Consider the following 8,770-nt stretch of genomic DNA (forward strand, 5'->3'; position numbering starts at 1 on the left):
CGAATGATGGTCGTGTTCCGGCCGGTGTTTCCCCCGCCAAGCCAGCCCTTTTCGATCACGGCCACATTGGTGATGCCGTGCTCCTTGGCCAGGTAGTAGGCGGTTCCAAGACCGTGCCCGCCCGCCCCGATAACGACCACGTCGTAGCTGTCTTTCAGCTCGGAATCGGGCCATTGCGGCGCGACGTTCCGATACCCCGTCAGAGCGTCCCGAATGATGCAGAGCGCGGAGTATTTCTTCATGGTCTCCTCCCTAACCAAACCTCAGCTAAACCGTCTTGCCTGTCGCACACTTGTACAATTGCGCGGCTCTTATAGGATCAATGAGCAAACCGCCCGGAGGTTCCGCTCATGAGTCGCGCGCTTGCCCGACATCCCCCCACGCTCTCGGTGGGCTTCGTCCTTGCCGACCGATTTACGCTGACCGCCTTTGCCAGCTTCGTCGATGTGCTGCGACTGGCCGCCGATACCGGCGACAAGAGCCGCCCGATCCGGTGCAAGTGGACGGTTCTGTCACGGGATATGCAGCCGATCCGCGCAAGCTGCGGCATCCAGGTTCACCCCGATGCGCGCCTGGGAAACCCGTCGGATTTTGACTACATCGTTGTGGTGGGGGGTCTGGTAGAGCAGATCGAGACCATCGGACCCGATTACACGGCCTTTCTCAAGGCCGCCGCCGCACGGGGCGTGCCGCTGATCGGGCTTTGCACCGGCAGTTTCATCCTGCACGATGCGGGGTTGATGGATGGCTATAAGTGCTGCGTCAGCTGGTTCCATCGCGCCGATTTCCTGGAACGTTTTGCGGGGCTGGAGCCGGTCTCGGACCAGATCTTCGTGGTGGATCGCGACAGATTGACCTGCTCCGGCGGCAGCAGCGCTGCGCATCTGGCCGGGTATCTGGTCGAAAACGCCATAGGCCGACGGGCCGCCGTAAAAAGCCTCCGCATCTTGATCGTCGACGGCTTTCACAGCGACGGGAAAGCCCAGCCCGGCGTGCCGATGGAACTCAAATGCAGCGACAACACGGTGCAGCGGGCGCTCGTCATAATGGAGCAGGAAATCGAAAGCACATTATTGATCGGGGATGTCGCCCAAAGGCTGTCCGTCAGCCGCCGCACATTGGAGGAGAGGTTCCGCAAAGCCATCGGCATGTCGCCGCTTCAGGCGATGAGCCATCTGAAGATGCACCGCGCAAAGCAGCTCTTGCAGGATCGGACGCTGCGAATCTCGGAGGTCGCGGTCGCCACCGGGTTCTGCGACACGTCTCATTTCACCAGGACCTTTTCGAAGTTCGAGAAGTGCACACCGAGCGCCTACCGGCTGATGGCAAATCAACGGCCGGCGTAGGCGCCGACGACACCGGCCGCCGCCTTCCATGCCGGCGAAAAGATCGCGCCATCAAAACATGGGATCAAACAGCAGCGTTCTGTTATGAGGGCCGGTGAATCACTTCCTGTCCGGTGCCTTGCCGCGCATGTTCGCCATCCTGCAAACCGTCCTTCCCGTCTTCATCCTCATCGCGGTGGGCTATGGCGCCGTCCGATCCGGCTATCTGAAGGACGATTTCGCCGATGCGCTGAACATCTTCGCCGTCAGGATCGCCGTGCCGGTCCTGCTGTTCGGGGCGATGGCGGACATCGACCTCGGTCGGGCCTTCTCCCCGCCGCTGCTGGCCAGCTTCTATGCCGGCGCCTTCTTCTGCTTTGCCGCAGGCATCGTCGTCGCGCGGGCCGTCTTCGGGCGGCGCCCCGGTGAGGCCGTGGCCGTGGGCTTTGCCGGCACCTTCTCCAATTCGGTGCTGCTCGGCCTGCCGATCATCGAGCGAGCCTATGGCGGCGCGACCATGACAATGGCGTTCGGCATCATCGCCCTGCATGCGCCGGCCATCTACGCCGTCGGCATGATCACCATGGAACTGATGCGCCGCGACGGCAGGACGCTGGGCGAGACGCTGAAGACGGCGGCACGGTCGATCGTCGCCAACCCGCTGATGGCCGGCATTCTCGCGGGCCTTGCCGCGAACGCATCCGGTCTCGTTCTGCCCGAGCCGCTGCGCGCGGCCGTCGACATGCTGGCGGCGGCGGCGATACCGGTCGCGCTCGTCGGCATCGGCGCGGCGCTGACGCGCTACAGGCTGATCGCCGCCCTCCCCGAGACGCTGACCGCTTCCGCCTTTTCGCTGATCGTGCACCCGGCGATCGCGTTCGGCCTGACGCACCATGTGTTCGGCCTGTCGAGCGCTGCCGTGCACGCGGCGGTGGTTCTGGCCGCCATGCCGCCGGGCGTGAACATCTATATCTTCGCCAGCCTCTACGATCGGGCGGTGAACCTTGCCGCCTCGACCCTCTTGCTGGCGACCGCCATGTCGGTGGTGACGATCACGGTGTGGCTCTACATCGTCGACGGCTTGCTGCCGCTGTGAAGGGCGTGGCCGCCGGCGCGGAACCGACGGCGGGCAACTGTCGTCGACGCGATGATCCTATATCTTGCGCACGTCGACGAAGCGGCCGGCGACGGCGGCGGCGGCGGCCATGGCCGGCGAGACCAGATGGGTGCGCCCCTTGTAGCCCTGCCGCCCCTCGAAGTTTCGGTTCGAGGTCGAGGCGCAGCGCTCCTCGGGCCCGAGGCGGTCGTCGTTCATGGCAAGGCACATCGAGCAGCCCGGCTCGCGCCAGTCGAACCCGGCCGCCTTGAAGATCGCATCGAGCCCCTCGGCCTCGGCCTGCGCCTTGACCAGGCCGGAGCCGGGCACGATCATCGCATCGACCCGCTCGGCGACGCGCTTGCCCTCGACCACGCGCGCCACCTCCCGCAGATCCTCGATCCGGCCGTTCGTGCACGATCCGATGAACACGCGGTCCAGTTCGATATCGGTCATCTTCGTGCCGGGCCTGAGGCCCATATAATCCAGCGCCCGCCACTTGGAGGCGCGCTTGTTGGCGTCGTCGATCTCGTCGGGGTCGGGGACGAGGCCCTCGATCGAAACGACGTCCTCGGGCGACGACCCCCAGGAGACGATCGGCGGCAGGTCGGCGGCGTCCAATTCGACGATCGCGTCGAAATGGGCGTCCTCGTCGCTGCGCAGCGTGTGCCAATGGTCCATCGCCCTGTCCCAGGCGGCGCCCACGGGCGCGCGGGGACGGCCCGCGATATAGGCGAAGGTCGCCTCGTCGGGCGCGATCATGCCGGCGCGGGCACCGCCCTCGATCGACATGTTGCAGACCGTCATGCGCCCTTCCATGGAGAGGGCGCGGATCGCCTCGCCCGCATATTCGATGACATGGCCGGTGCCGCCCGCGGTGCCGATCTGGCCGATGATGGCGAGGATGATGTCCTTGGCGGTGACGCCCTGGGGCGCCACGCCGTCGACCCGCACCAGCATGTTCCTGGCCTTTTTCTGGATCAGCGTCTGGGTGGCGAGCACATGCTCGACCTCCGACGTGCCGATGCCGTGCGCCAGCGCGCCGAAGGCGCCGTGGGTCGAGGTGTGGCTGTCGCCGCACACGATCGTCATGCCGGGCAGGGTGAAGCCCTGCTCGGGGCCGACGATATGGACGATGCCCTGCCGGCGGTCGGTCTCCGAATAATATTCGATGCCGAAATCGGCGGCGTTCCTGGCCAGCGCCTCGACCTGGATGCGGCTTTCCTCGTTCTTGATGCCCAGATGCCGGTCGGGGGAGGTGGGCACGTTGTGGTCGACCACGGCGAGCGTCTTTTCGGGCCGGCGCACCTTGCGGTTCGCCATGCGAAGGCCCTCGAACGCCTGCGGGCTGGTCACCTCGTGCACAAGGTGCCGGTCGATATAGATGAGCGAGGTGCCGTCCTCGGCCGCATGGACCAGATGGTCGTCCCATATCTTGTCATAGAGCGTGCGCGGCGCGGCCATGGCGACGTATCCCGTCCGATGGTCGTGAAATCCATCATGGGGATATGCACATGGGGATCGGGACCGTCAAGGACGGGCGCGGCAAACCCCGAAGGGCGTCGTGCTCGTTGCTTGATTCCGGGTTTGTGGCGTGTGGAGCCTATTGCTGCGGATAGCGGCGCTCGAACTCCCAGATTTCGGGAAAGCCGATCAACTCGTTGAACTGGGCGAAGTCGTAAAGCGGGGTCTTTTCCGTGGTGCATCCATTCTCCCTTATATCGGCATAGACCGATTCCAGAGCCTTTCCGGTTGCCAGGAAACCCGATCCCGGAAAGAGCGCGATGGCAAAGCCGATCTCCTTGAGGCGCTGCGCGGACAGCATGGGGGTTCGTCCGCCCTCCACCATGTTGGCCAGCGTGGGCGCGTCGATTTCCGAGCAGATCCGCTTCATCTCCTCATCGCTCTCGGGGGATTCGACAAAAACGATGTCGGCGCCCGCGTCGCGGTAGAGCTTGCCGCGCCGGACGGCCTCGTCGATGCCGTGGGCGGTGCGCGCGTCGGTGCGGGCGATAATCAGGAAATCGTCGCCGTTGCGGCTGTTGCAGGCCACCTCGATCTTCTTTGCCATCTCCCCGGCGGCGATGACGCGCCGGTTCGGCGTGTGGCCGCATTTCTTCGGAAACTCCTGGTCCTCGATCTGGATCGCCGCAACCCCGGCGGCCTCGTAGCCGCGAACGGTGTGCGCCACGTTCAGCAGACCGCCATATCCGGTATCGGCGTCGGCAATCAGCGGGGTCTTTGTCATCTGGGCGATCCGCCCGGCGCGTTCGACCATGTCGCGATAGGTCGCAAGCCCGGCGTCCGGCAGCCCCAGATGGGACGCGACGGTTCCGTAACCGGTCATGTACAGCGCACTGAACCCCATGCGGTCGGCGATCAGCGCGGAAATCAGGTCGAACACGCCGGGCGCCACGACCATGTCCTTCAAGAGCGCCGTTTTAAGGTCCAATGTCATAGCTTTTCCTTATGCTTGCTTGGGGTGTGACAGCCATGGCCGGTCTTCCGCCCGGCCCCGCTCAAAGTCACGGACAGCCTTCAGGTCCTTCAGCGTCATGGCGATTTCCGAAAGGCCCTGCCGCAGCATGTCCTTCCGGTAGGCGTCGATGGCGAACCTCGCAGAACGATCCGCATAGGTGATTTCCTGGCGGGGCAGGTCGGCCTTGGCGGTCAGGCCGGGATTCATGGCGCAGGCGCGCCACAGCGCGCCAATGTCGGATGCGGGCAGGGACACCGCCAAAAGCCCGTTCTGGGCGGCATTGTTGTAGAAGATATCGGCAAAGCTCTCGGCGACGATCACCCGGAAGCCGAAATCCATCAGTGCCCAGACGGCATGCTCCCGCGAGGAGCCGCAGCCGAAGTTCTCGCCCGCGACAAGGACGGACGCGGCCGCCATGCCGTCCCGGTCCAGAACGAAGGGCCGGTCGCCGTCCATGGTGCCGCGCAGATCGGCGAACAGGGCATCGCCGAAGCCGTCTTGCCGGCCGCGCTTGAGGAACCGGGCGGGCGCGATCAGATCGGTGTTGACCTGCGCGCGCTCCAGCGGCGCGGCGACGCCCTCATGGGTGACAAAGGGGGTCATGACGGCGCCTGCATCCCACGAACATCGGTCAGCCGGCCCGCGATCGCGGCGGCGGCGACCATGGCTGGGCTGAGCAGGTGGGTCCGGCTGCCCTTGCCCTGCCGGCCCTCGAAATTGCGGTTGGTGGAAGAGGCGCAGCGCTCACCCGGCGGCACCAGATCGCCGTTCATGGCCACGCACATCGAACAGCCCGGATCGGTCCACTCGAAGCCCGCGGCGCGGAAGATGCGATCCAGTCCCTCGGATTCGGCCTGCCGCTTGACCTGTGCCGAGCCCGGCGTGACATGGGCGGGCACGCGGGCCCGGCGGCCGCGCGCGATGCCGGCCGCCGCGCGCAGGTCTTCGATCCTGCCATTGGTGCAGGACCCGATGAAGGCGCGGTCGATGGCGATCTGGGTCATCGGCGTGCCCGGCACAAGGCCCATATAGTCCAGTGTCCTGCGGACCTGCCGGCGCCTGTCGGGATCGTCTTGCGCCTCCGGATCGGGAACGTGTCCGGTGATCGGCACCACATCATCGGGCGAGGTGCCCCAGGTCACCATGGGTGCGATCTCGTCCGCGTTCAGCAAGACCTGCGCGTCGAAGACGGCACCGTCATCTGACCTGAGCCTGCGCCACTGCGCCTCCGCCCGATCCCACAGGCGCCCCTTGGGGGCATAGGCGCGCCCGGCGAGCCATTGAAGGCTGACATCGTCGGGCGCGATCATGCCGGTGCGCGCGCCCGCCTCTATGGTCATGTTGCAGACCGTCAGCCGTCCTTCCATCGAGAGCCCGTCAATGGCGCTTCCGGCATATTCGATGATGTGCCCTGTCGCGCCGCCCGCGCCGATGCGCCCGATCAGGGCCAGGATGACGTCCTTGGCGACCACGCCCTTGCCCAGCGTGCCGTCGATGGTGACCCGCATGCTCCTGGGCTTGTGCTGCCAGATGGCCTGGGTGGCGAGGACATGGGCGATCTCGCTGGCGCCGATGCCGAACGACAGCGCCCCAAGGGCGCCGTGGGTCGCGGTGTGGCTGTCTCCGCAGACCAGGACGCAACCGGGCAGGGTCAGGCCCATCTCCGGCCCGGCGACATGGACGATGCCTTGCCGCGACGTGCCCGGCCCGAACGACTCAAAGCCCCATTTCCGGGCGTTGCGGTCCAGCCGTTGGACCAGGCCGTCGAAGGCGGCCCGGCGGCGCGCCGCCGACGATCCGGTGGCGATATAGTGGTCGGCCATCCCAAATGTCAGGTCTGGCCGGCGCAGCGGATACCCTTCGGCGTCGAGCGTGTCGAACCCCTGGAACGTGGCGTCGTGAACCAGGTGCCGGTCGACATAGAGCAAGGTCGCACCGTCCGCGCGTTGCTTGATGGTGTTCGCCGTCCAGATCTTGTCCAGCAGGGTTTGGGTCATGTCCGTGATCCTTCCGCCTCGCCACGGCTCGCAACGCTGCCCCGCTGCCTGGCGCGCCTCAGGGCGAACGGCGCCGCGGCGGCGGCGACCAGAAGGACGATCAGGAAGACGCTGATCGGGCGCTCGAAGAAGATGGTCAGGTCGCCGCGGCTGAGCTGCCAAGTGCGCAGCAGATTGCCTTCAAGCATGCGGCCCAGCAAAAGGCCGATGACCGTGGCGACCACGGGATAGTTGAAATGCTTCATGACGACGCCGAGGATGGCGCCGCCGGCAAGCGTCATCGGGCCGGCGAGGCTGCCCGACAGCGAATAGCTGCCCAAGACCGTCAGGACCAGGATGACCGGCAGCAGGTAGCGCAGCGGCACCTGGACGACCATGACCGCGATGCGCAGGAACACGATGCCGATCACGGCGAGCAGAAAGGCCTGGATCAAATTGCCGCCGATGATGGCGTAGACCACCTCCTTGTTGTCGGAGATGAAGCGCGGTCCGCCTGTGACGTTGTGCATGGCGAAGGCGCCGAGCATGATGGCGGTTCCCGCGCCGCCGGGAATGCCCAGGGCGAGAAGGGCCACCATGGACCCGCCTTCCGAACTGGAATTGGCCGCTTCCGCCGCGACGACGCCATCGGCGTTGCCGCGCCCGTAGCTTGCCGGATCCTTGGCGGTGGCGCGCGCGGCCGAATAGGATACCAGGTTCGCGACCGTCGATCCGACCCCGGGGACGGCGCCGATCATCGCGCCCAGCAGGCCGCCCCGGATCATCAGGAACCAGCTCTGGAACGCGCGCGTGAAACCTTGGAAGATCTTGGACAGGCGGACGGCGCGCGCCTTTGCGTCTGCGACGATGTAATCCTTGCGCGTCAGGGCGAAGATCTCCGACGCCGCGAACAGGCCGATGATGGCGGCGGTCGTCTCGATCCCGTCGAGCATGTACATCGAGCCCATGGTCCCGCGCATGACGCCGGACGAACTCATTCCGATGGTGCCGATCATCAACCCGACCGCGCCGGCGACGATGCCGCGCCAGAAGTGGCAGCCGGACAGCGCCGCGATCAGGAACAGGCCCGCCACGGCGATCAGGGTGAGTTCGGGCGCGCCGAGCTTCAGCACGAAGCGCGAAATCGGCTCCAGGATCACCAGAAGCAGCGCGTATGCGACGATGGTGCCGATGGTCGACGCCGCCAGCGCCACCCCCAGGGCCTCGTTGTGGCGCCCCTGGCGCGCCATCGGATAACCGTCGAAACAAGTGGCGATGGCGGCGGTCGTTCCGGGCACGTTGAGCAGGATGGCCGGAACCGATCCGCCGAACCCGCCGCCGGTGAAGATCGCCGTCAGGAACAGGATCGCCGACAGGAAATCCATGTAAAGGGTGAAGGGCAGAAACACCGCCATCGCGATGGGCACGGACAGTCCGGGCAGGATCCCGAACACCAGCCCGATCAGCAGACCGGCCGGCACGACAATCCAGGCCAGCGGGTTGCTGGCCAGCAGCGCGAACGCATCGCCCAGGGCCGCAGCGTCGATCATGGCAGCACCAGGGTCGGCACGGAGACCGAAACCATGTATTCGATGCCAAGGATCGGCAGCGCCGCCACCATCACGGCGAACAGGCAGATGACGATCGGGTTGCGCTCGCCCTGAAGGAGCATGCTGGCAGCGACGAAGAGCGCCGTCGCCACGTCGAAGCCCAGAAACGGCAGCGAAAGCACGTAGAGCCCGAGCCCGATTGCCGACAGCGGCGTGCCGTATCGGGCCTGGAGGGATGTCGCCTCGGGCGCGGGCTCATCGCCATCCCCATGGACGTCTTCGGTTTGTTTCTCCGCGCCGCCATCAGCATGCGCGGCGCGGGTTTGCATCATGGTGCGCACCTG

Annotated in this window: 9 protein-coding genes; 2 read left to right on the forward strand and 7 right to left on the reverse strand. The window is 66.1% G+C overall.

All coding sequences use genetic code 11. The features are described from left to right. Positions 1–242 (reverse strand): FAD-dependent oxidoreductase (locus tag AC5E6L_RS08230; RefSeq protein ID WP_491772538.1); only part of this gene is annotated, 242 nt, incomplete at its 3' end. Between the two features lie 108 nt (positions 243–350). Between AC5E6L_RS08230 and AC5E6L_RS08235 the strand changes: the two genes are divergently transcribed. Together AC5E6L_RS08235 and AC5E6L_RS08240 are read left to right on the forward strand one after the other, a co-directional pair. Then, a complete protein-coding gene (locus tag AC5E6L_RS08235; RefSeq protein WP_491772540.1) occupies positions 351–1,346 on the forward strand; it encodes a GlxA family transcriptional regulator in 996 nt (331 codons plus the stop codon). A 94-nt stretch (positions 1,347–1,440) separates the two neighbouring features. Beyond that, a complete protein-coding gene (locus AC5E6L_RS08240) occupies positions 1,441–2,421 on the forward strand; it encodes an AEC family transporter (protein ID WP_491228900.1) in 981 nt (326 codons plus the stop codon). 57 nt (positions 2,422–2,478) lie between these two features. Here the strand turns inward: AC5E6L_RS08240 and leuC (AC5E6L_RS08245) are convergent, their stop codons facing one another. From leuC (AC5E6L_RS08245) to AC5E6L_RS08270, 6 genes are all read right to left on the reverse strand, one after another. Next, positions 2,479–3,885 carry a 3-isopropylmalate dehydratase large subunit gene (gene leuC / locus AC5E6L_RS08245; RefSeq protein WP_491772542.1) on the reverse strand — a complete coding sequence of 469 codons (1,407 nt, stop codon included), beginning with the start codon at positions 3,883–3,885 and terminating at the stop codon, positions 2,479–2,481. A gap of 139 nt (positions 3,886–4,024) precedes the next feature. Beyond that, complete coding sequence (locus tag AC5E6L_RS08250; RefSeq protein WP_491228898.1) at positions 4,025–4,879, reverse strand: isocitrate lyase/PEP mutase family protein; 855 nt, start codon at positions 4,877–4,879, stop codon at positions 4,025–4,027. Positions 4,880–4,888: 9 nt separating this feature from the next. Beyond that, positions 4,889–5,503, reverse strand: coding sequence for a 3-isopropylmalate dehydratase small subunit (gene leuD / locus AC5E6L_RS08255; protein WP_491772544.1), 615 nt, complete (start codon positions 5,501–5,503; stop codon positions 4,889–4,891). Then, positions 5,500–6,897, reverse strand: coding sequence for a 3-isopropylmalate dehydratase large subunit (gene leuC / locus AC5E6L_RS08260; RefSeq protein WP_491772546.1), 1,398 nt, complete (start codon positions 6,895–6,897; stop codon positions 5,500–5,502). The genes leuD and leuC (AC5E6L_RS08260) overlap by 4 nt, the downstream gene beginning before the upstream one ends. Next, complete coding sequence (locus AC5E6L_RS08265; protein WP_491772548.1) at positions 6,894–8,426, reverse strand: tripartite tricarboxylate transporter permease; 1,533 nt, start codon at positions 8,424–8,426, stop codon at positions 6,894–6,896. Before AC5E6L_RS08265 ends, leuC (AC5E6L_RS08260) begins: the two co-directional genes overlap by 4 nt. After that, a partial coding sequence (locus AC5E6L_RS08270; RefSeq protein ID WP_491772550.1) for a tripartite tricarboxylate transporter TctB family protein occupies positions 8,423–8,770 on the reverse strand: 348 nt, incomplete at its 5' end. The genes AC5E6L_RS08265 and AC5E6L_RS08270, both read right to left, overlap by 4 nt.

The sequence above is a fragment of the Roseitalea sp. genome, assembly GCF_984466335.1.

Coding starts and splice junctions, on each gene's coding strand:
- AC5E6L_RS08235 (WP_491772540.1), top strand. CDS start 351: ATGAGTCGCGCGCTTGCCCGACATCCCCCCACGCTCTCGGTGGGCTTC.
- leuC (WP_491772542.1), bottom strand. CDS start 3,885: ATGGCCGCGCCGCGCACGCTCTATGACAAGATATGGGACGACCATCTG.
- AC5E6L_RS08250 (WP_491228898.1), bottom strand. CDS start 4,879: ATGACATTGGACCTTAAAACGGCGCTCTTGAAGGACATGGTCGTGGCG.
- leuD (WP_491772544.1), bottom strand. CDS start 5,503: ATGACCCCCTTTGTCACCCATGAGGGCGTCGCCGCGCCGCTGGAGCGC.
- leuC (WP_491772546.1), bottom strand. CDS start 6,897: ATGACCCAAACCCTGCTGGACAAGATCTGGACGGCGAACACCATCAAG.
- AC5E6L_RS08265 (WP_491772548.1), bottom strand. CDS start 8,426: ATGATCGACGCTGCGGCCCTGGGCGATGCGTTCGCGCTGCTGGCCAGC.